At 70.6% G+C, this 20,849-nt stretch carries 17 protein-coding genes and 1 tRNA gene; 7 read left to right on the top strand and 11 right to left on the bottom strand.

Annotated features, from left to right (window positions below):
* Positions 1–78 precede the first annotated feature (78 nt).
* Positions 79–864 (bottom strand): trimeric intracellular cation channel family protein, encoded by a 786-nt coding sequence (locus EDF51_RS09340; protein WP_123291876.1) that lies wholly within the window; start codon positions 862–864, stop codon positions 79–81.
* 69 nt (positions 865–933) lie between these two features.
* Here EDF51_RS09340 and efeU point away from each other — a divergent pair, with 69 nt between their 5' ends.
* Genes efeU through efeB form a run of 3 tightly spaced genes read left to right on the top strand, consistent with a single transcriptional unit; the run spans position 934 to position 5,034 of the window.
* Positions 934–2,529 carry an iron uptake transporter permease EfeU gene (efeU, locus tag EDF51_RS09335; protein ID WP_134194565.1) on the top strand — a complete coding sequence of 532 codons (1,596 nt, stop codon included), beginning with the start codon at positions 934–936 and terminating at the stop codon, positions 2,527–2,529.
* The gene (gene efeO / locus EDF51_RS09330) at positions 2,516–3,736 is read left to right on the top strand and encodes an iron uptake system protein EfeO (RefSeq protein ID WP_123291878.1); all 1,221 of its coding nucleotides are present in this window, start codon (positions 2,516–2,518) and stop codon (positions 3,734–3,736) included. The genes efeU and efeO overlap by 14 nt, the downstream gene beginning before the upstream one ends.
* On the top strand, positions 3,733–5,034 hold the full coding sequence (gene efeB, locus EDF51_RS09325; protein WP_134194563.1) for an iron uptake transporter deferrochelatase/peroxidase subunit: 1,302 nt from the start codon (positions 3,733–3,735) through the stop codon (positions 5,032–5,034). The genes efeO and efeB overlap by 4 nt, the downstream gene beginning before the upstream one ends.
* Before the next feature lie 329 nt (positions 5,035–5,363).
* On the opposite strand, the gene EDF51_RS09320 is transcribed toward efeB, so the two are convergent.
* The 3 genes from EDF51_RS09320 to EDF51_RS09310 form a co-directional block, all read right to left on the bottom strand.
* A complete protein-coding gene (locus EDF51_RS09320; RefSeq protein WP_134194561.1) occupies positions 5,364–7,718 on the bottom strand; it encodes a bifunctional UDP-sugar hydrolase/5'-nucleotidase in 2,355 nt (784 codons plus the stop codon).
* Between the two features lie 66 nt (positions 7,719–7,784).
* The gene (locus EDF51_RS09315) at positions 7,785–8,720 is read right to left on the bottom strand and encodes a sugar phosphate isomerase/epimerase (protein WP_134194559.1); all 936 of its coding nucleotides are present in this window, start codon (positions 8,718–8,720) and stop codon (positions 7,785–7,787) included.
* Positions 8,717–9,874 (bottom strand): Gfo/Idh/MocA family oxidoreductase, encoded by a 1,158-nt coding sequence (locus EDF51_RS09310; RefSeq protein ID WP_166673516.1) that lies wholly within the window; start codon positions 9,872–9,874, stop codon positions 8,717–8,719. Before EDF51_RS09310 ends, EDF51_RS09315 begins: the two co-directional genes overlap by 4 nt.
* Before the next feature lie 76 nt (positions 9,875–9,950).
* On the opposite strand from EDF51_RS09310, the gene EDF51_RS09305 reads away from it, so the two are divergent.
* The 3 genes from EDF51_RS09305 (at position 9,951) to EDF51_RS09295 (ending at position 12,369) form a co-directional block, all read left to right on the top strand.
* The gene (locus EDF51_RS09305) at positions 9,951–11,372 is read left to right on the top strand and encodes a glucose-6-phosphate dehydrogenase (protein ID WP_111086205.1); all 1,422 of its coding nucleotides are present in this window, start codon (positions 9,951–9,953) and stop codon (positions 11,370–11,372) included.
* Positions 11,373–11,400: 28 nt separating this feature from the next.
* Positions 11,401–12,186 (top strand): dienelactone hydrolase family protein, encoded by a 786-nt coding sequence (locus EDF51_RS09300; RefSeq protein WP_134194557.1) that lies wholly within the window; start codon positions 11,401–11,403, stop codon positions 12,184–12,186.
* Positions 12,187–12,296: 110 nt separating this feature from the next.
* Positions 12,297–12,369: transfer RNA gene (locus EDF51_RS09295), tRNA-Arg, on the top strand.
* 97 nt (positions 12,370–12,466) lie between these two features.
* Here the strand turns inward: EDF51_RS09295 and EDF51_RS19850 are convergent.
* Entirely contained in the window at positions 12,467–12,625 is a 159-nt protein-coding gene (locus EDF51_RS19850; protein WP_166673515.1) for a hypothetical protein, read from the bottom strand.
* Positions 12,626–12,661: 36 nt separating this feature from the next.
* On the opposite strand from EDF51_RS19850, the gene EDF51_RS09290 reads away from it, so the two are divergent.
* A complete protein-coding gene (locus EDF51_RS09290; protein ID WP_243837103.1) occupies positions 12,662–13,036 on the top strand; it encodes an HIT family protein in 375 nt (124 codons plus the stop codon).
* A 64-nt stretch (positions 13,037–13,100) separates the two neighbouring features.
* On the opposite strand, the gene EDF51_RS09285 is transcribed toward EDF51_RS09290, so the two are convergent.
* From EDF51_RS09285 to EDF51_RS09260, 6 genes are all read right to left on the bottom strand, one after another.
* Entirely contained in the window at positions 13,101–13,424 is a 324-nt protein-coding gene (locus EDF51_RS09285; protein ID WP_165901079.1) for a DUF4190 domain-containing protein, read from the bottom strand.
* 257 nt (positions 13,425–13,681) lie between these two features.
* Entirely contained in the window at positions 13,682–15,808 is a 2,127-nt protein-coding gene (locus EDF51_RS09280) for an acyltransferase family protein (protein WP_134194553.1), read from the bottom strand.
* A 238-nt stretch (positions 15,809–16,046) separates the two neighbouring features.
* Positions 16,047–17,138, bottom strand: a complete 1,092-nt coding sequence (locus EDF51_RS09275) for an alkene reductase (protein ID WP_131880555.1) — start codon at positions 17,136–17,138, stop codon at positions 16,047–16,049.
* Between the two features lie 41 nt (positions 17,139–17,179).
* Positions 17,180–17,392: a hypothetical protein gene (locus EDF51_RS09270; protein WP_208321833.1), complete on the bottom strand. Its 213-nt coding sequence runs from the start codon at positions 17,390–17,392 to the stop codon at positions 17,180–17,182.
* A gap of 52 nt (positions 17,393–17,444) precedes the next feature.
* Positions 17,445–17,885 carry a MarR family transcriptional regulator gene (locus EDF51_RS09265; protein ID WP_111086213.1) on the bottom strand — a complete coding sequence of 147 codons (441 nt, stop codon included), beginning with the start codon at positions 17,883–17,885 and terminating at the stop codon, positions 17,445–17,447.
* 300 nt (positions 17,886–18,185) lie between these two features.
* A complete protein-coding gene (locus EDF51_RS09260; RefSeq protein WP_134194549.1) occupies positions 18,186–20,843 on the bottom strand; it encodes an MMPL family transporter in 2,658 nt (885 codons plus the stop codon).
* Positions 20,844–20,849 lie beyond the last annotated feature (6 nt).

The raw sequence follows: 20,849 nt of genomic DNA, 5'->3' as shown, positions 1-20,849 counted from the left end.
GTTCGGTGCGGACGACATGAGCCGGGTCGATACCCGACGGTAGGGATGCTACGCCGGAGCACTGACAGATGACACCCCTCAGTCGTCGAACGAGGAATCCGTTGCCGTGTCGTGTTCTTCGCGCACACTGCCCGCTCCCGTGCGCCGTCCGGGGCGTCGGAGCAGCCGGAGTGCGTCGGGTCGCAGGCTCCGCCCGCGCCGCAGCAGCGAGCCGAGCGTCGACTTCGGCTGCCAGTCACGACCGTTGGGCAGTCCCCAGCCGCGGCGGACCGCACCCCAGCGCAGACCGAGCGACAGCGCGATCGCGGCCACGATCCCGATCGACGGCGACCCGAGGGCGGACGCGACGACCATGACCACCGACGCCGCGACGGCCACGGTGGCGTACAGCGCGTTCCCGCCGAACACCGCGGGCACCCGGCGGAGCAGCAGGTCACGCATCGCGCCGCCGCCGACCGCCGTGATCGTGCCCATGATGATCGCGGCTGGCCACTCCAGGCCGGCGTCGTAGGTGCGCTGTACCCCGACCACCGCCCAGAACCCGATCACCGCGGCGTCGAGCACGGTGAACAACCGGTCCCAGGTGATCTCGGAGAACGACACGAAGAAGGCGATGAGTGCCCCGGCCAGGGCGACCGGCACGTAGAGCGGGTCGACGAGTGCGACCGGGGGGCCGTTCTGCAGCAGGGTGTCGCGCAGCATGCCGCCGCCGAGCCCCGAGACGAAGCCGACGACCAGGAACCCGAACAGGTCGAAGTCCATCGCGCGGGCGATCGATCCACCGAGCAGGGCGGACGCGAACACCCCGGCGAGGTCGAGCACGTTCGTGACCGACGCCAGGCCATCGACGGACAGCAGGTTCATGAGAACCATCAAACCCCACGCCGGACGACTGGCGGGCCGAACGGCGGTTAGGTTAGCCTCACCTACGTCATGCTCGCCACTCTCGTCATCGGCCTCCGTGAAGGCCTCGAAGCGACGCTCATCGTCGGCATCATCGCCGCCTTCCTGCGTCGCAACCGTGTCCCCCTCGACCCCATGTGGTTCGGCGTCGGGGTCGCCGTCGTGCTCAGCATCGGCGTCGGGTTCGGCCTGCAGGTCGTCGAGCAGGCCCTGCCGCAGGCGCAGCAGGAGGGCATGGAGGCGATCATCGGCATCGTCGCCGTGGTCTTCGTCACCGGCATGATCGTCTGGATGCGCACCCACGCGCGCACCCTGACCAAGGAACTCGAGGCGAGCGCGACCGAGGCGCTCGGCCGCGGCACCGCGTGGGCACTGGCCGGCATGGCCTTCCTCGCCGTGCTCAAGGAGGGCTTCGAGACCGCGGTCTTCCTCCTCGCGACCTTCCAGGCGTCGTCGGACACCGGTCTCGCCGCCCTCGGCGCGGTCAGCGGCATCGCGGGCGCCGTCGTCATCGGCTACGGCATCTACACCGGAGGCGTCCGGCTGAACCTGTCGAAGTTCTTCACCGGCACCGGCGTCTTCCTGGTGTTCGTCGCCGGCGGGCTCGTGCTGACGGTGCTCCGGCGCGCGCACGAGGCCGGGTGGATCGTCATCGGGCAGCAGCGGACCGTCGACCTGTCCTGGCTCGCCCCAAACGGGTCGGTGCAGGGTGCGCTCGTCACGGGCGTGCTCGGCATCCCGCCGGATCCCCGGGTGATCGAGGTGCTCGGCTGGGTCCTGTACGTCGTGCCCGTGCTCGCCCTGACGCTCTGGCCCCGCGCCTGGCGTCCGTCGGCGGCACGCGTCCCGATGGTCCGCGCCACCGTCGCCGGAGCCCTCGCGGTGGCCGCAGCCGCGCTGGCGATCGCCGTCCCGACGGGCGGCGTCGACCTGCCCGGCTCCGCCACCGTCCGCGGCGACGCCACGTCCGTCTCGGCGGACGTCCACGGTGCGTCCGGCGTCCTCCGCGTCGCCGGCACCACCACCGGCCAGGAGGCACGGCTCACGTTGCCGACGTCGGCCCACCGCCGCGTGACCCGCGCGGGCGTGGCCGCCGACCGGTGGCGGATCCGCACGTCGGCCACCGCCGCGGACCGCCCGGCGACGCTGACGCTCGACGACCTCGTCGACCTGTTCGGCCGGATCCCCGTCGGCGTCTCGCCGTCGACGAACCCCGGCCCGTTCACCGCCCGCTGGGCGGTGCGCGACACCGTGACCCTCTGGACGGTCCGTGGTGGGGTCCTGGACGCCACCCGCGACGAACGCACCGTGCTGACGCTGAGCGGTGGGGGCCTCCCGTCCGCGCGCACCACGACCCTGGACCGCTCCGTGTGGTCCGTCCCCGACTCCCGCGTCGAGCAGGCAGCCACCTCGGTGGCGGCCGCGGACACGCGGGCTGCCGAGCTGCTGCTCTGGAAGGCCTGGTTGCCGATCGCCCTCGGCGTCGCAGCTGCCGCCCAGGCGCTGCTCGCGCTCCGTGACCGCCGTCGTCGGACCGTACCCGTGAACCCCACCCCCGAAACCGTCCCGACGCGCGGCCCACCCGCCGGGGACCCTGCAAGGAGCAACGACTATGCCGTTCGGTAAGCCCGTTCGACCCCTGATCACCCTCGGCGCCCTCGGCGTCGTCACCGCCCTCGCACTGACCGGTTGCGCGAGCTCCGACGGTGCCTCCGACAGCTCCACCGACGCCGCGAAGGTCTCGCGCGTCACCATCACCCTGACGAACGACGGCTCGGACCAGTGCAAGGTCTCCGAGACGAAGGTCCCCGCCGGGCCGGTCACGTTCTCGGTGAAGAACGAGTCCTCGACCGCCATCACCGAGGTCGAACTGCTGCAGGACCAGCGGATCCTGGGCGAGAAGGAGAACCTCGCACCCGGCCTCGACGCCGTGCAGTTCACCGCGACCCTGACCGGTGGGGAGTACCAGGTGTACTGCCCCGGAGCCGACACCGAGCTCACCGACTTCACGGTCACGGGCAAGGTCACCTCGACCGCGAACAGCAGCGCCGCCACCCTGCTCGACGAGGGCACGAAGGGCTACGCCGACTACGTCGACGGCCAGGTCACCGACATGGTCACCGCGGTCGAACTGCTGCAGAAGGACATCGACGCCGGCGACCTCGACGCCGCGAAGACCGACTACGCGAACGCCCGCCCGTTCTACGAGCACGTCGAGAGCGACGTCGACGGCTTCGTCAAGAAGGGCCACAAGGCGACCGACAACGCCGGCAACCTCGACTACCTGATCGACATGCGCGCCTCGAACCTCGACCCGGCCGTCGGCTGGAGCGGGTTCCACGCCGTCGAGAAGGACCTGTTCCAGGCGGGGGAGATCACCGCGTCGACCAAGAAGACGGCGGCCGACCTGACCGAGAACGTGCAGCTGCTCGCGAAGCTCGTCCCGACGCTCGACTACAAGCCCGAGGACCTGGCGAACGGCGCCGCCGGCCTGCTCGAGGAGGTCCAGTCGAACAAGGTCACCGGTGAGGAAGAGGCGTACAGCCACATCGACCTCGTCGACCTCGCCGCCAACGTCGAGGGTGCCCGTCAGGCCTTCGCGTACCTCAAGCCGGGCCTGACGAAGCTCGACCCGACCCTGACGAAGCAGATCGCGAAGCAGTTCGACGCGACGAACACGATGATGGACGGCTACCGCAACGCCGACGACCTCGGCGGCTTCGACACGTGGGACGCAGCGACCAAGAAGTCCGACGCGAACCGCATCTCGCAGCAGATCCAGGCCCTGCAGGACCCGCTGTCCCGCCTCGCCGAGAAGGTCGCCACCGCGTGACGCAGCCCGACGACGACCGCGCAGCCCGCACCGGGGTCTCCCGGCGCGGGCTGTTCGGCGCGGGACTCGCCGCGGCCGGAGCCGGGGCGGGCGCCGCGGTCGGCATCGGCGGCGCGACGGCCGCGACGGGGGTCAACCCGTTCACGGCGGCCGCCAACGGTGACGAGTCCATCGACCTGTCCCAGAGCCACCCGTTCTACGCGACCGCCGCACGGCAGCCGCAGGGCGGGGTGCAGACCGCACCCCAGCGGTACTGCGTGTTCATGACCTTCGACCTGTCCACCAGCGTCGCGACCGAGCTGCAGGTGCTCCTCGCCCGCTGGTCAGCGGCGATCGCGCAGCTGCAGGCGGGGAAGACCGTCGGCAGCGTCGAGCCCGCGCACGGTGACGGCGTCGGCGCGGACACCGGTGAGGCGCTCGACCTCGGCCCGGCGTCCCTGACGGTCACGGTGGGGTTCGGCCCCGGCGTGTTCGACGAGCGCTTCGGGTTGGCCGACAAGCGTCCGGCGGACCTCGCCGACGTGCCCCGGCTGCCGAGCGACAACCTGCAGGCCGGACTGACCGGCGGCGACCTGTCGTTGCAGGCCTGCGCCGACGACCCGCAGGTGGCGTACCACGCCGTCCGCGACCTGGCCCGGATGGCGCGGGGGACGGCGACCGTGCGGTGGACCGTGCTCGGCTTCGGTCGTGCGTCGGCCGGCCCGCACCAGACGACGCCGCGCAACCTGATGGGCTTCAAGGACGGCACCAGGAACATCACGACGGACGAGGACCACGACCGCTTCGTGTGGGTCGACGACCCGGGCGACGGTGCGGCGTGGATGACCGGCGGCACCTACCAGGTTGTGCGGAAGATCCGGATGAACATCGAGATCTGGGACGCCGACGTCGTCAGCGACCAGCAGCGCGTGTTCGGTCGGTCCAAGATCGAGGGCGCACCGCTGTCCGGCGGGACCGAGCACACGACGCCGGACTTCGCGGCGACCGACGGCGACGGTGCCACGAAGATCGACGCGACGTCCCACATCGCCCTGGCTGCCCACGAGGCGAACGGCGGGGTGAAGATCCTCCGCCGTCCGTACAACTACACCGACGGCCTCAACGAGTACGGCCAGCTCGACGCCGGGCTGCTGTTCCTGGCGTACATGAACGACCCGGAGCACTTCACCCGGCTGCAGCGGAAGCTCGGCGCCTCGGACCGGTTGAACGAGTACGTCTCGCACATCGGGTCCGCGGTGTTCGCGATCCCGCCGGCACCGCGCAAGGGGTCGTACATCGGCGAGCAGCTGTTCCGCTGACCGTGTCCGGAGCGCGCTGACGCCGCTGGGGGAGAGGGCGCCCTCCGCCGTTTCCCTGGAGGCGGAGGGCACCCGCGCCGCGGGGTCTCGTCGAACGGAACCACCGCCGACCTGAGAGGCGACCCGGCGCGACGCGTCGCGATGCGACAAGCCCGACAGTACCCTGCCGATCCCCGGATCCGCAGTGCGAGCGCTGCTATGGGACAGGGAGCGCGGCAGCGGATCCGCGCGCGGTGCGCGCCGGACGCGATCCGTGCCTCCCGGCGTGACGGAACGGGCCGTCTCACGGTGGTGAGACGGCCCGTTCGTGTCGGACAGGAGGCCCGGTGTCAGTCCGTCTGGACGCTCGCGTCGGTCCGTGCTCGCTTCCGGCGCACGGCGACGAGTGCGGTGATGCCCGCCAGCAGGAGCAGGCCCGCTGCGATCCCCGGCGCCGTCAGGTCCGCGCCCGTGTAGGCGAGGTCGCCGCCGGCGTTCGTCGAGTCGGACGGGTCGCCCGCCAGGTCCGTGCCGGTGCCCGTGTCCGTTCCCGGAGCGTTGCCGTTGCCGTTGCCGGCACCCGGGGCGTCCCCGTTGCCCGCGCCAGGGTCAGCCGGGTCCGTGGGGTCGGTCGGGTCCGTGGGCTCCGTCGGGTCCGTCGGGTCGACGGCTGCGGCGAGCGGGATGGTCACGGCGAGCGTGATCGTCTGGCCGCCCGGCAGGGTGACGACGAGCGGCTCGTCCGTCGTCGCGGCGGCACGGGCAGCCGTCCGGACCGTCGCTGCGTCGGCCGACGACTCGACGGTCGGCACGGCGAAGGTCAGCGTCGCACGACCCTGCTCGTCGTTCGTGTCGACGATCGTCGGGTCGATCTCGGCGGTGGCGAGCTCGACGTCACCGGCGCTCACCGACACGGTGCCGGCCGCAGCGGGGTCGTCGCTGCTGAACACGAGCGACGACAGGTCGATCGTGATCTCGTCGCCGGGCTGGAACCCGCCCTCGGGGGTCGGCGTGACCGTGGTGCCGACGGCACGCTGGTCGGACGGCGGGGTGACCGTCGGGTTGTCCAGGAAGTAGTCCACCTGCGCCTGCAGGTCGACCTGGCCCGAGTCGGCGATGTTCGCGCCGGTCGCGAAGGCGGCGAAGTTGTCGCCACCGGTCGACAGGAACGAGTTGACCGTCACCTTGAGGGTGTCGTCGAGGGCGATCGACTCGCCGTTCAAGGTCATGCCGGTGATGCGCTCGCCACGGCCCTTCGCGGGGTCGTAGGTGTACGCGAAGCCGTCCGAGACGCCGAGCTTGAGGAACGGACGCGGCAGGCCGTCCGGCTGCCACTGCTGCTCGAGGGCGTCCTTGATCTGCTGGCCGGTCATGTCCTCGGTGACCAGGGTGTTCGCGAACGGCTGGACGAGCGCGGCCTCCTTGTAGGTCACCGTGCCGTCCGGGTCGCCGGCGCCGCTCGACGCGTAGACCATGTCCGTGCGCAGCCCGCCGGGGTTCATGAAGGCGATCTGCGAGCCGTTGCGCTCGGTCGCGGAGCGCTGCACTTCGGCGATGTAGTTGCCCAGGACGGACTCGCCGCCGCGGTTCTCGGTCGTGCGGTCCGACTGCACAGCACGACGCAGGTCGCCGGTGATCTCGCCGAGCTTCTTGCTGCCCTCGACGTCGGCGACGGCCTTCGCAGCCGTCACGATGTCGGCCACCGCGTCCACCGAGGTGGAGTCAGCCGGCACGCGGGTCTCACCGTTGACCGACTTGACCTCGGACGTGATGCCGGTGAGCTGCTTGTCGGCGTCGACGGTGAGCTGCAGGTGCCCGAAGTTCACGCCGTAGGAACCGGTCTGGATCACCGGGCGGGTCGTACCGTCGGGACCCGCGATCTGGTGGTTGTAGGTCGCGTGGGTGTGTGCGGAGACGATCGCGGACACCTTCGACGAGACGCCCGAGGTGATCGTGCCGAACACGCCGGACCCGGTCGCGTCGGCGAGGGCGTTCGTGGGAGCACCCTCGTGCACCAGCAGGACGAGCACGTCGGCCTCGCCGTTGCTGTCGACACCGTCGGTGAGCTGGTCGGCATACTTGTTGACCTGGCTGACGATCGGGGCCATCGCGAGGCCCTCGACACCGCCGGGGCTGACGAGCCCCGGGATGAGGTCCTCGGTGGTCGCGCCGATGAAGCCGACCTTCACGCCGCCCTTCTCCACGATGGAGTACGGCTCGAACGCGGGGTCGGTCGTGCCCTGCTTGACGATGTTCGCCGAGACGTAGGGCCAGTCGGCCCGGTCCTCGATGCGCCCGGTCAGGTCGTCCTGGCCCTTGTCGAGCTCGTGGTTGCCGATCGCGCTGACGTCGAGGTCCATGGCGTTGAGCGCATCGATCGTCGGGGCGTCCTGCTGGATCAGCGAGGTGAACGTCGAGGCACCGACGTTGTCGCCGACGCTGGCGAAGATCGTGTTCGGGTTGGCCTCGCGGTACGACTGCACGACACCGGCGAGCTTGGCGGCACCGGCAGCCTTGTCGACGGCGGTGCCCTCGGACTCGATGCGGCCGTGGAAGTCGTTGACGTCGATGATGTCGATCGTCGTGTCGCCCTCGGCGGCGACGGCGGTGGAGGGGACGGACAGTGCGACGAGCACACCCGCGGTGGCGAAGGCCGCGCCGCTGATGATGCGCCGTCGGCGGCGCGGAGAGGAGTGGAGGTTCATCGTCGGAGAACCTATGAGGACGCACAGCCGACCCGCCAGTGTCGGGTCGAAGTCGTCACACGACGTTCACATGAGCTGGGGTTCCTGTGCGATGAGGGGACGGAGCGTGCGGTGGGCGATGCGCAGCCCTTCGAGGACCTTCTCGTCGGTGCCGCCCCAGAGCGGGTCCTCGTGCTCGACCGACAGGGTGCCGTCGAACCCCGCTTCGTACAGGCGGTCGACGACGTGCGGCCAGTCCACGACGCCACGGCCCGGCACCCGGAAGCGCCACCAGCCCATGTCCCACGGGTCGTCACCCTTGTCGACCTTGCCGAAGAACCCGTACGCGTCGCGCTTCGCCGGGAAGAGCTCGAGGTCCTTCGCCTGGGCGTGCACGATGTGCTCGGCGAACGGCAGGATCGTCTCGACCGGGTCGATGCCGATCCAGGTCAGGTGCGACGGGTCCCAGTTCAGGCCGAAGCCGAGGCCGGTGACCCAACCCCAGAGCTCGGGGGAGTACGCCAGGTTGCCGGGGTAGCCGTCCGGGTGCCAGCCCTCCATCACGCAGTTCTCGATGATCAACCGCACGCCGCGCTCGCCGGCGTAGTCGACGAGCTCGGGGAGGACCCGGTTCCCTTCTGCCATGTTCTCCCGCACCGACCTGCTGTTGTCGCGGCCGATGAACGTGCCGACGTACGGCACGCCGAGCACCTGCGCGGCATCGATCGCGTGCTTGAGGTGGGTGCGGATCTCCTCGCGGCGGTCGAGGTCCTGGTGCAGGTTGTTCTCGTAGTATGCGAGCGCCGAGATCTCGAGGCCGGTGCGGTCGAGCAGGTCACGGGTCGCAGCGGCGTCCTCGTCGGTGAACGTCGCCACCGGCAGGTGCGCCGCCTCGAAGTCGCGGCCACCGGTGCCGGGCCACACGCCGACCTCGAGCCGCTCGTACCGTTGCTCGGCGGCGAAGTCCGCGATGCGGTCGAGGGTCCAGCCGGGCAGGCAGGCCGTCAGCATGCCGAGCTTCACCGGATCTCCCGCCACGTGGTCTCGGCCGCGCTGGTGATCACGGCGTCGATGATGTCGGCGGAACGTGCGCCGTCCGCGAAGGTCGGCAGGCCGTCGGGGGCCACACCGGTGCGGACCGCCGTGTACGTGTCGGCGACGAACGCGGCGAAGGCGTCGAGGTAGCCCTGCGGGTGCCCGGACGGCACGATCGCCAGACGCCGCTGGTCCGGGTACCCCTGCGACGGGTCGCGCACGACGATCTGCGCACCACGCTCGTTGCCGAACCACGCGGAATCGGGCTGTTCCTGGTCGAAGGCGGCGCTGCCCCGGGTGCCGTCGACCTCGAACCACAGGCGGTTCTTCCGACCGGACGCCACCTGCGAGATCACCACGTTGCCGATGCGGCCGGTGCCGGTGCGGAACGTCGCGACCGCGGTGTCCTCGGTGGTGACCTCGGCCCGTTCCGCGGCGTCGGCGACCGGGTCGGGGTCCGGCGAGCCGGAGAACGACGGCCCCGAGGCCGCGGGGCGGGTCGGGTAGACGATGTCGGTCGCCGCGGACACCGAGGCGAAGCGCTCGCCGGTGACGAACTCGACCAGGTCGCACCAGTGCGAGCCGATGTCGGCGAACGCGCGGGACAACCCGCTCGAGGTCGGGTCGACCCGCCAGCTCGAGGCGTCCTCGTCGAGCATCCAGTCCTGCAGGTAGTGGCCGTGCACGGCGAGGAGTCGACCGAGGTCGCCGTCGGCGATGCGCGCGCGGATCTCACGGATCATCGGGTGGTAGCGGTACACGAACGGCACCGTGGCGACGACACCGGCGTCCGCTGCCGCTGCGACGAGTTCGGCGGCCTGCGCCGGGTCGATCGCGAGGGGCTTCTCGCACACCACGTGGATGCCCGCGGCGATGACCGCCATCGCCTGCGGGTGGTGCTGGTCGTTCGGCGTGCAGATGTGCACGACGTCGGGGGCGTCCGCGATGACGTCGTCGAGCGAGGCGTACCCACGAGGCAGGTCGAGTTGCGCCGCGACCTGCTCGGAGCGCGATGCGTTCCGGCCGAGCACCCCGAGCACCTCGGCACCGGCGGCCCGGGCCGCGCGGGCGTGGACCCCCGCGATCATGCCGGTGCCGATCACGACGACGCGGAGGCGTCGTCCTTCGTACCCACTGCTCATGGTGCTCCCTCGCGCCGAACTGTCACCACCGTAGCGGCCCGGCCGTCCACCGGGGCCGATGAGTACGGTCGGAGGCATGTCGAGCCTCCAGACCAGCCTGCTCATCCTCGGAGCCAGCGGCGACCTGTCCAAGCGCCTGCTCCTGCCGGGTCTCGCGACCCTGCTCGAGGTCAAGGACGACTGGGACGTCCAGCTCATCGGGGCGGGTGTCGAGGACCTCTCCGACGCCGACTGGAAGGCGCAGGTGCGCGAGTCCTTCGAGAACGCGCAGGCGTCGAAGAACGAGGGCGACGAAGGGGCGGAGGGCGACTCGTCGCTGTCGGAGCGGCTGCAGGCCGTGATCGACGCGTCCTCGTACCGGAAGGCCGACGTCACGAGCGCCGACGACCTGCGCGCGCTGCTCGGAGCCTGCGACCACGACCCCGCGATCTACTTCGCGCTGCCCCCGGCCGTGACCGAGAAGAGCTGCGAACAGCTCGCCCACCTCGACCTGCCGAAGCGCACCCGCCTGGCGCTCGAGAAGCCGTTCGGTACCGACGCCGCCAGCGCCGAGCACCTGAACGACCTGCTGCACTCGTTCATCCCCGAGGAGCGGATCCACCGGGTCGACCACTTCCTCGGGCGTTCGACGGTGCTCAACCTGATCGGGCTGCGCTTCGCGAACCGCATCATCGAGCCCCTGCTGTCCTCGCAGCACGTCGAACGCGTCGACATCGTGTACGACGAGACCCTCGGGCTCGAGGGCCGCGCCCGCTACTACGACAAGGCCGGCGCCCTCACCGACATGATCCAGAGCCACCTGCTCCAGGTCATGGCCGTCGTGGCCATGGAGGCGCCGGCGTCGATCGACGCCGACGACCTGCGGACCCAGAAGGAACTCGTGCTGCGCGCCGTGCGGCCGTGGGGCGGGGACGTCGTCGCCGCCGGCAAGCGCGCCCGGTACACCGCGGGCACGGTCGGCGACCGCAAGCTGCCGTCGTACGCCGACGAGGACGGGGTCGACCCGTCGCTCGGCACCGAGACCCTGGCCCAGCTGACCCTCGAGATCGCGAACTGGCGATGGGCCGGCGTCCCCTTCACGCTGCGTTCCGGCAAGGCGCTCGCGAAGCAGCGCCGCGAGATCGTCATCACGTTCAAGGACTCCCCGCAGGTGCCCGTCGGTCTGTCCGGCGCCGCCCAGCCGGACCGGCTCCGGATCTGGATCGCCCCGGACGAGATGCAGCTCGAGCTGAACGTCAACGGGCCCGGCGACCCGTACACGATCGACCGCACCAGCCTCGAGACGACGTTCAACCCCGGACGGCTCAGCGCCTACGGCGAGGTCCTGGCCGGTGTGCTCGAGGGCGACGCGACCCTGTCGGTCCGCGGTGACAGCGCCGTGCAGGGCTGGAAGGTCGTCGGACCGTTCCTTGAGGCGTGGAAGGCCGGCACGACGCCGCTCGACGAGTACCCGGCCGGGTCGAGCGGTCCTGAGGACTGGGACAACATCGACGCCTGAGCCGGACGGCGGCGTAGCGTCGGACGACGTGACCACCATCGACGACGTCCTGCAGACCGTTCCCGAACCCGCCGGTGCCGACATCCGTGTCGAGCCCGTCCACTACGACCACGAGGGCACCGACCTGCTCGGCGTGCTCGCGAAGGACGCGGCCGTCGCCGGTCCTCGCCCGGCCGTCCTGGTCGTGCACGACTGGCACGGCGTGAACGAGCACGTCGAAGCGCGCGTGACGATGCTCGCCCGCCTGGGCTACGTCGCCTTCGGTGCGGACATCTACGGTGCCGGCGTGCGGCCCGGTGACGACACCGCCGGCCAGGTCGCCGGGTCGTACTACCAGGACCTGCCGTTGCTCCGGGCACGTGCGACCGCCGGCCTCGACCGGCTGCGACAGGACCCCGACGTCGATCCGGCCCGCATCGTCGTCATCGGCTACTGCTTCGGCGGCTCCACCGCGATCGAGCTCGCGCGCACCGGAGCGGACCTCGTCGGTGCGGTGTCGTTCCACGGCGGGCTCATCACGCACGACCCCGCCGACGCCTCGGCGATCCAGGCGAAGCTGCTCGTGCTGACCGGGGGAGCAGACCCCGTCGTGCCCGACGACGCCGTGCACGCCTGGCAGGACGAGATGCGCACCGAGCCCGGCGTCGACTGGCAGGTCGTCACCTACGCCGGGGCCATGCACGCGTTCGCCGTGCCCGGGACCGACGCGCCCGACCACGGCGCCCAGTACCAGGAGCGCGCCGACCACCGATCGTGGCAGGCGCTGCGGGTGTTCCTGGCCGAGGTCTTCGACGAGGAGGCCGCAGCGCTGTGACGTCGGGGGCTCGGCTGTCGCCTCGCGACACGCCGGGCGGAGCGGTCGGGTGGCCTCGATTGGCGCCCGGGCCGGAGCTGTTGTAGAGTCTTCCACGGCCGCAAGGCCACGCGCTCGTAGCTCAATGGATAGAGCATCTGACTACGGATCAGAAGGTTGGGGGTTCGAGTCCCTTCGAGCGCACAGTGCCGGTTGAACGGCATGACACCGAACAGACGAAGGGCCCCGGCGGATTCCGCCGGGGCCCTTCGTCGTTGGTGGTTCGTGCGCGAGTCGTTTTTCACCGACGCTGACGCCCGAGCAGCGCGATCCCCAGCACGACCAGCGCCACGACGACGAGCCCGACGACGACGAGCAGGGGGCGCAGGTCGATCGACGCGGTGTCGTGGCACTCGACGGTTCCCACGGCACAGGAGGCGAGGACGGTCGTCGTGGTCATGGTCCGAGTGAAGCACGGCGAGGTTGGATGGGGAACATGACGACGACGTCCGTGTTCGAACTGGTACCACGCACGCAGTGGGTCGCGGACGACGAGCTCGTCTTCGCGATCCTCGATGCACACCCGGTGTCACCTGGCCACACGCTCGTCATCCCGAAGCGGCGGATCACCAGCTGGTTCGATGCGACCGAGGGAGAGCTCGCCGCGATGACCCGGATGGTGGCGCTGCTGAAGGCCCGGCTCGACGAGCAGCACCACCCCGACGGCTACAACGTCGGGTTCAACGACGGATCGGCCGCTGGCCAGACCGTCTTCCACGCCCACCTGCACGTCATCCCGCGCTTCGACGGCGATGTCGCGGCGCCGGCTGGCGGGGTGCGGCACGCCGTCATCGGGCGCGGCCACTCCTGAGCGCGGTGGTCAGTGGCCAGTGGCCAGTGGCCAGTGGCCAGTGGCCGGAGGACGGGGCGACGAGTCAGCCCCAGAGGTGGATCGTCGAGTCGATGACGCCGGACAGCGCGAGGGCTCCGGGGACGAGCACGCCGAACAGGGTGAGCGTCGCGCCGATCAGGATGGCCGCGAACGCCAGTCCGTCTCCACGCTCGCCGGTCCGTCGGACCTCGTGCCGCGCGATGAACCCGACGACGACGCCGCCGATCGGGGCGACGAAGGCGAGCGCGATCGCCACGACGGCGAGCAGGCTCAGCGGCGCGAGTCCGGGTGTCCCGTCCGTGCTCGGGGCGGAGGCGGCCGGGGCGGAGGCGGCCGGCGCGGAACGCTCGGGGGCGAGGTCGGTCACGGGTGTCTTCCGTTCAGTCGGCGCACGTGGCGAGCTGCGGGCGTGCGAGGTCCGCTCAAGAGTAGAGCGACGGCGCCCGGAGCGGAGGCCCGCATTCGGGGTCCAGCTGCCCGGTCGGGCGACTTCGTGAGCAGAAATGGTCGGGTTCATCGACGGGACTCGACCATTTGTGCTCACGAAGCGCACGCGCTCACGAAGCGCATGGCTCACGAAGCGCACGCGCTCACGAAGCGCACGCGCTCACGAAGCGCACGCGTTCAGCGCCCGAGCGCCGTGAGCTGCTTCTGCAACCCGCGCTCGAGGTACGGCTCCAACGACGTCGCCCACGTCGCCGTGATGTGCGTGGTGTCCCGGTAGACCAGCACGCCGCCGATCACCGCGGGGCAGGTCGTGTCGGTGCAGTAGTAGTCGGTCAGGTCGATCACCCCGGCTCGTCCTCCGGCGGCCTTGAACGCCCGCACGGCCTCGATCGACGAGTCGGTCTGGGCGAGCGCCTCGGAGCGGGGCCGGTCGCACGACGGGTTCGTCGGCCCGGACATCTTGCTCACGCAGGCGATGACGTCGGGCCGGGGGACCGGGTTGTCGCGGATCGCGATGACGGGGAGTTCGTCGCCGGCGGCCTGCTCCCAGGCGTCGACGAGGCCGTTGCGGGTCGCGATGTCACGCGAGGCTCCGGCCGGCAGGCTGACGGGCATCTGCGTGGCGGAGTGGGTGACGACCAGCGCGTCGGCGTCGCGGTGGGCGCGGACGTAGTCGATGGCCGCGTGCTTCCAGGCGTTGCAGCCGCGCAGCGCACCGGCGTTCACCGAGTTCTGCTGCGCCGTGGTGAGGTAGCAGCCGCCGATGCCGGCGAGGTCGATGCGCCACCCGTTGTCGTCGGCGATCTTCTCGTAGGCGCCGAGCAGGGCGTTGCTGTGCGAGTCGCCGATGACGATCAGGTGCTTCGACCAGCCGGTCGCCTTGCCGAGCACGCAGGTGCGGAAGGTGCCGCTCCAGCACTCGGGGCGGTTCGCGTCGTCGTCCTCGGCAGCGGCGGGGTCGGGGACGCGCGTGTCGGCCAGCGCCGGGTCGACGCAGGGGTCGGCGGAGCTGATCCGTGCGGCTGCGCCGATGCAGGACTCGTCGTCCTGTGCCCGTTCGGTCGCGAGCCGCTTCGTGAGCTGCTCGGTGGCGCCTTCGGCGTGGACCTCCTGCACGTAGACGGCGGTCAGGGTCGAGGCGCCGAGGGTCACGACCGTGAAGGTGCAGATGACGCCGAGGGCGACGACCCCGCGGGGCCGCAGGTCGCGCAGCCAGGTCGAGAAGCGGACGGGTTCCTCGAACCAGATGGTCGTGACGGCGGCGAGTCCGACCGACACCAGGAGCACCGAGGTGCTGGTCGCCCAGTCGAGCGGGCGTCCGAGCATGATCGGCAGGATCACGACGAGCGGCCAGTGCCAGAGGTACAGCGCGTAGGAGATCCGTCCGGTGAACGCGACCGGTCCGAGCGCGCCGATCGACTCGAACACGGTGCGTCCGCCGAACAGCACCACAAGGGTCGCACCGGCGACGGGGAGCAGCGCGGCGATCCCGGGGAACGGCGTCTCCGCCCCGATGACGAACAGGGACAGGACGAGGGCCACGGCGCCGATGCTCGTCAGGATCATGCGCACCCGCCGGGCGACCTCGGTGCGGACCTCGGGCAGGTGCACGGTCGCGGCGAGGCCGCCCAGTGCGAACTCCCACGCGCGGGTGCCGGTGGAGAAGTACGCGACGCCGGGGTTCGTGCTGGTCTGCACGATGCTCCACACCAGGGACAGCACGACGACCGCGCCGAGCAGCAGGCGTGCGGTGGTCAGCGTCGAGAGGCGCCCGCGCACGGCCACGGCCAACCCGATCAACAGCAGCGGCAGGACGATGTAGAACTGCTCCTCGACCGACAGCGACCAGAAGTGCTGGAACGGCGAGGGGTCGTCCGCCGAGGCCAGGTAGTCGACCGAGTTCGCCGCCAGCTCCCAGTTCTGCAGGTAGACGGTCGACGCGATGAGCTCGCGGCCGTACTGCCCCCACAGTGCGCTCGGCACGGCGACGAGCACCGCTGCGCCGGTGGTGGTGATGGTGAGGAACGCGGCCGGCAGCAGGCGTTTGGCCCGGCGGGACCAGAACCGACCGAGGTGGATCGTGCCGGTGGCGAGCTGTTCGCGCAGCAGGAGTCCGGTGATGAGGAACCCGGAGATCACGAAGAAGACGTCGACCCCGACGAACCCGCCCCGCAGGGCGTGCGGCCACAGGTGGTACACGACGACGGCCAGCACCGCGAACGCGCGGAGAGCCTGGATGTCCCACCGCGTCGTGTCGCGCGCGCGGTGCGCGGGGCCCCGCTCGCCCGGCGTTGCAGTGTTCACTGCGACGATCCTACGAGAAGCGCGTCACGCCCTGGGACGGCACGCGAGAAGACGGGAGGCCCGTGGCGGTCTCGCCACGGGCCTCCCGTCCGTCGTTCGCTCGCCCCCACCCCGTGGGGTTCCGAGACCTCGGAACCTCGCGGGCACGCACCGTCCTGATCGGAACCTCGACGGAACGCACGCGGGGTGTCGTGGAACCTCGACGCAGCGCGCGTCGCGTGTCGATCCGCGCGCAGCGTCAGACGCTCGCGCGCACCTCGGCGAGCGACGGGTAGTCGGTGTAGCCCTCGGCGCCCGCGCCGTAGAAGAGCTCGGGGCGGGGCTCGTTCAGCTCCGCGTCCTGCTCCCAGCGGTGGGCGAGGTCCGGGTTCGCGATGGCGGGACGACCGACCGCGATCGCGTCGGCGATGTCCTGGTCGTGGACGACGGTGATCGCTTCCTCACGCGTCGTCATCGCGCTGAAGCCCGAGTTGACGATGAAGGGTGCGCCCGCGGTGCGGCGGACGTGCTGCACGAGGTCGCCGGTCGGCTCGGCGTGCAGGACGTCGATGAAGGCGAGTCCGAGCGGCGCGAGGCCCTCGGCGACCGCGGTGTAGGTCGCGCGGACGTCGGCCGCGTCGTCCTCGATGACGCCCTGGATGCCGTGCTCGGGCGACAGGCGGATGCCGGTGCGGTCCGCGCCGACGGCCTCGGCGACGGCGGTCGTGACCTCGATCGCGAAGCGGGCGCGGTTCTCGGGGGAGCCGCCGTACTGGTCGGTGCGGGTGTTGGACACCGGGGACATGAACTCGTGCACCAGGTAGCCGTTGGCGCCGTGGACCTCGACGCCGTCGAGTCCGGCGGCGATCGCGTTGCGGGCAGCCTGCGCGAAGCCCTGCACGGCGTCCTGCACCTCGGCGGTGGTCAGCTCGTGGGGGACGGGCATGTCGGCCTTGCCGGTCGCGGTGTGGGTCTGACCGGGAGCGGCGATGGCGCTCGGGGCGACGATGCGCGGCGTCTGCGAGATGTCGGGGTGCGAGACACGGCCACCGTGCATGAGCTGCATCACGATGGTGCCGCCCTCGGCGTGCACGGCGTCGGCGACGCGGCGCCAGCCGGCGATCTGCTCGTCGGTCTCGATGCCGGGCTGCCCGGGGTAGGAGCGGCCTTCCTGCACGGGCCAGGTGCCCTCGGTGATGATCATGCCGAGGCCCGCACGCTGACGGTAGTGCTCGACGAGCAGGTCGTTCGGGATGCCGTGCTCACCGGCGCGGGTGCGCGTGAGCGGGGCCATGACGACGCGGTTCGACAGGCGCAGGGCGCCGAAGGAGGTGGGTTCGAAGAGCTTCACGAGGGAGTGGAACGTCGTGTTGCTCGGTGCAATTCCCGCCGTCAGTCGCGCGGGCAGACCAGGGTCGACGAACGGACCTGGCCCTCGGGGCGGATCACCTGGTGCAGGGAGAGGGGCTTGCCGCAGATCGGGCAGCCGCGGTCCACTGACCGGTCGTCGATCCCCTCGGGGTGTCCGGCGCCGATCTGCGACGGTCCCATCTTGTTGATGAGCGTCGTGTTCCACCGTTCGTACCACTTGCCGAAGCGCCCCACGGTGTGTCCTTTCGTTCGTGCACGAACCATTATGGCACCATCGGCCCCGGGATCACACCTGGTCGACCCGCTCCAGCAGTTCCGTCAGGTCGTCCTTGAGCGCTTCGAGGCGTTCCAGTGGCCACCCGAGCCGGTCCGCGACCGCCAGGGGGACCGCTCGTGCGCGGTCGCGCAGGGCCCGCCCGGCCGTGGTGAGCGAGACCTCGAGCTGCCGTTCGTCGGCGGCGCTGCGGGTCCGGCGGACGTAGCCGGAGGCCTCGAGTCGCTTGAGCAATGGGCTGAGGGTGGCTGAGTCGAGCCGCAGTTCGCCGGCGATCTCGCGCACCGACCGGGGATCCTGCTCCCAGAGTGCGAGCATCACGAGGTACTGCGGATGCGTCAGGCCCATCGGCTCGAGCAGGTCGCGGTACAGCCCGATGACGCTCCGGCTCGTGGCCGCGAGGGCGAAGCAGAGCTGCCGGTCGAGCGCGAGCGGGTCGGGTGCGGAGGTCATGCGCCCACGATACCGTTCGCCCACGAAGTGTTCCGGGGTCCTCTCACGATGCCGCGCGGGCGCTTCCATGCGTGAGCAGGATCCGACAGAACACCAGTCGATCAACGCGTGTTCTGTCGCACCATGCGGACACATCAGGTGCGTGCGCATGTTCCGACGTTCCACGCGTCGATCAACGGGTGGATCGTCGGAAGGTGCGGACGCATGCGTCCGGCCGCCGGGCGCGGGGTGGGCGCACGCACGGGAGGCCCGGTGCCGGTCTCGTGGACCGGCCCCGGGCCTCCAGGCTGGGTGCGTCGACTACGCGCGGTGCGCGGGCGGGTGCCCCGACTCGTGCGCGTTGGCGTCCGGCGCCACGGGGAGGGCGTGCGACCCCGTGTGGGTCTCCTCGTGGCCGGGCTGACCGGCGACCGGGTGCGACCGCTCGAGCTTCGCGCCCTCGACGTCGACGTCCGGCACGATCCGGTCGAGCCACTTCGGGAACCACCACGCGCTCTGGCCGAGCAGGTGCATCGCAGCCGGGATCAGCAGCATGCGGACGACGAACGCGTCGATGAGCACACCGAACGCCAGCCCGAAGCCGATCGGCTTGATGGTGGAGGAGTCCGAGAAGATGAAGCCCGCGAACACCGAGATCATGATGATCGCCGCTGCCGTGACCACCGCGCGACCGGCGTGCAGCCCGCGCTGGACCGCGACCTTCGCCGAGGCGCCGTGGGCGTAAGCCTCACGCATGCCGGACACCAGGAACAGCTGGTAGTCCATCGCCAGACCGAACAGGATGCCGATCTCGATGATGGGCAGGAAGCTCAGGATCGGCGCCGGGTCGTGCACGCCGAACACGGAGCCGAGCCAGCCCCACTGGTAGATCGCGGTCAGGCCACCGAAGGACGCCATCACGGACAGGATGAAGCCCGCCGTCGCCGTGATCGGGACCAGGAAGGACCGGAACACGATGATCAGGATGATGAGCGACAGGCCGACGACCACCACGAGGTAGAGCGGCAGGACGTTCGACAGCTTCTCGGACACGTCGATGTTGGCGGACGCGTTGCCCGCGACTCCGAGCGTGACCGTGCCGTCGTCGGTCGTGACGGTCTGCTCGCGCAGGTCCTTGACCAGGTTCTCGGTGGAGATGCTGTCGGGACCGCCGCCGGGCTTCACCTGGAACGCGATGATGTCGCGGTCCGACGAGGTGCCGATCGGCAGGACGGCCTTGACGTCGTCGTTCTTCGCCAGGGCCTCGCCGATGGTGACCTCGGTCGCGGTGACGTCGGACTTGCTGATCGACTCCGGCAGGGTCGCGACGACGAGCAGCGGGCCGTTCTGGCCGGCACCGAACTCCTCGTCGAGGGCCTTGTACGCCTTGTACTGGCTCGAGTCGACGGACTCGGACGCACCGGTCGGCAGGCCGAGGCGCATCTGCGTCGCGGGGAGTGCGATGACACCGAGCACGGCGACACCGGCGACGAGCGTGACGATCGCGCGCCAGGTCTTCATCGGCTTGTTCGGCACCCGGGTCGAGCCGGTGTTGCCGATCTTCGCGCGCTCCTTCTTCCGCAGGATCCTCATCCCGATCAGGGAGAGCAGCGCCGGGGTGAACGAAGTGGCGATGAGGATCGCGAAGAACACCGCGACCGCACCGACCGTGCCCATCAGCCCGAGGAACGGGATGCCGGTGATGTTCAGCGCGAGCAGCGCGACGATGACGGTCGCACCGGCGAACACCACGGCGTTGCCCGAGGTGCCGTTCGCGAGGCCGATGGACTCGTGCACCTGCATGCCCTGCTTCAGCTGGGTGCGGTGTCGGTTCAGGATGAAGAGCGAGTAGTCGATGCCGACCGCCAGGCCCAACATCACCCCCAGCACCGGCGTGACCGAGATGAACTCGACCAGGCCGGAGAACGACAGCGATGCGAGTGACGCCACGCCCACTCCGAGCACGGCGCTGACGAGCGGGATCGCCGCACCGATGACGGTGCGGAGCATCAGGAAGAGCACGAGCGCGGCGATGATGACGCCGACGATCTCGCCCGGGCCGAGGATCGACGGCACGCCCTGCGCGATGTCGTTCGACACGTAGACGTTCACGCCGCTGATGTCGGCCGAATCGGCGTCGTCCGCGATGGCGGTCTTCGTGTCGGCGGGGACCTCGTAGGTCGACTTCGTGAACTGGACGGTGCCGATGACGGCGCTGCCGTTCGACGACACGAAGCGGACGTCCTTCGACAGGTCGAGGAGCTTCGAGCCCTGCTCCAGCTCCTCGGAGCTGTCGTCGAGCTTCTTCGTGTTGGCGTCGATCGTCTTCTGTGCGTCGGCGATCTGCTGCTCGCCGGCATCGATCTGCGCCTGCTGGGCGTCGATCTGCGCCTGGGCCTGCTGGAGCTGCGCCGCCGCAGCCTGCGCCTGCGCTGCGGGGAGCGCTGCGCCGGCGGCCTCGGCCTGGGCCTTCTGGGCGTCGAGCTGCGCCTGGGCGTCCTTGATCTGCTGCTTGCCGGAGGTCAGCTGCGCCTTCTGAGCGTCGAGCTGGTCCTGGCCGGTCTCGAGCTTCGCGCGGCCGTCGGTGATCTCCTTGCGGCCGTCGACGATCTTCTGGCGCTGCTCGTCGAGCTGGTCCTGGGTGTCGAAGCCGCTCGTCGCGCCCTTGACGCCGTCGAGCTTCTCGACCTTGGTCAGGAAGTCCGCGACCTCCGACTTCTGCGCGTCGGTGAACGCCTTGCCGTTCTTCGTCTCGAAGACGATCGTGCCGTTGCCGCCGTTCGCGGACGGGAACTTGTCGGCGAGCTCGTCCTGCACCTGACTGGTCTTGGTGTTCGGGATCGAGATCGCAGATGAGATCGTGCCCGAGAACAGGCTGTAGGTGACGCCGGCGACGGCCATGATCACCACCCAGGTGATGATCACGAGCCAGTGGCGTCGTGCGGAGAACCGTCCGAGACGGTAGAGGAGACCGGCCATGCGGTT

This window comes from Curtobacterium sp. PhB25 (assembly GCF_004365375.1).
Taxonomy (GTDB): domain Bacteria; phylum Actinomycetota; class Actinomycetes; order Actinomycetales; family Microbacteriaceae; genus Curtobacterium.
Note: the sequence above shows the minus strand (reverse complement) of the source record. Positions and strands in the feature narration are given on the sequence as shown.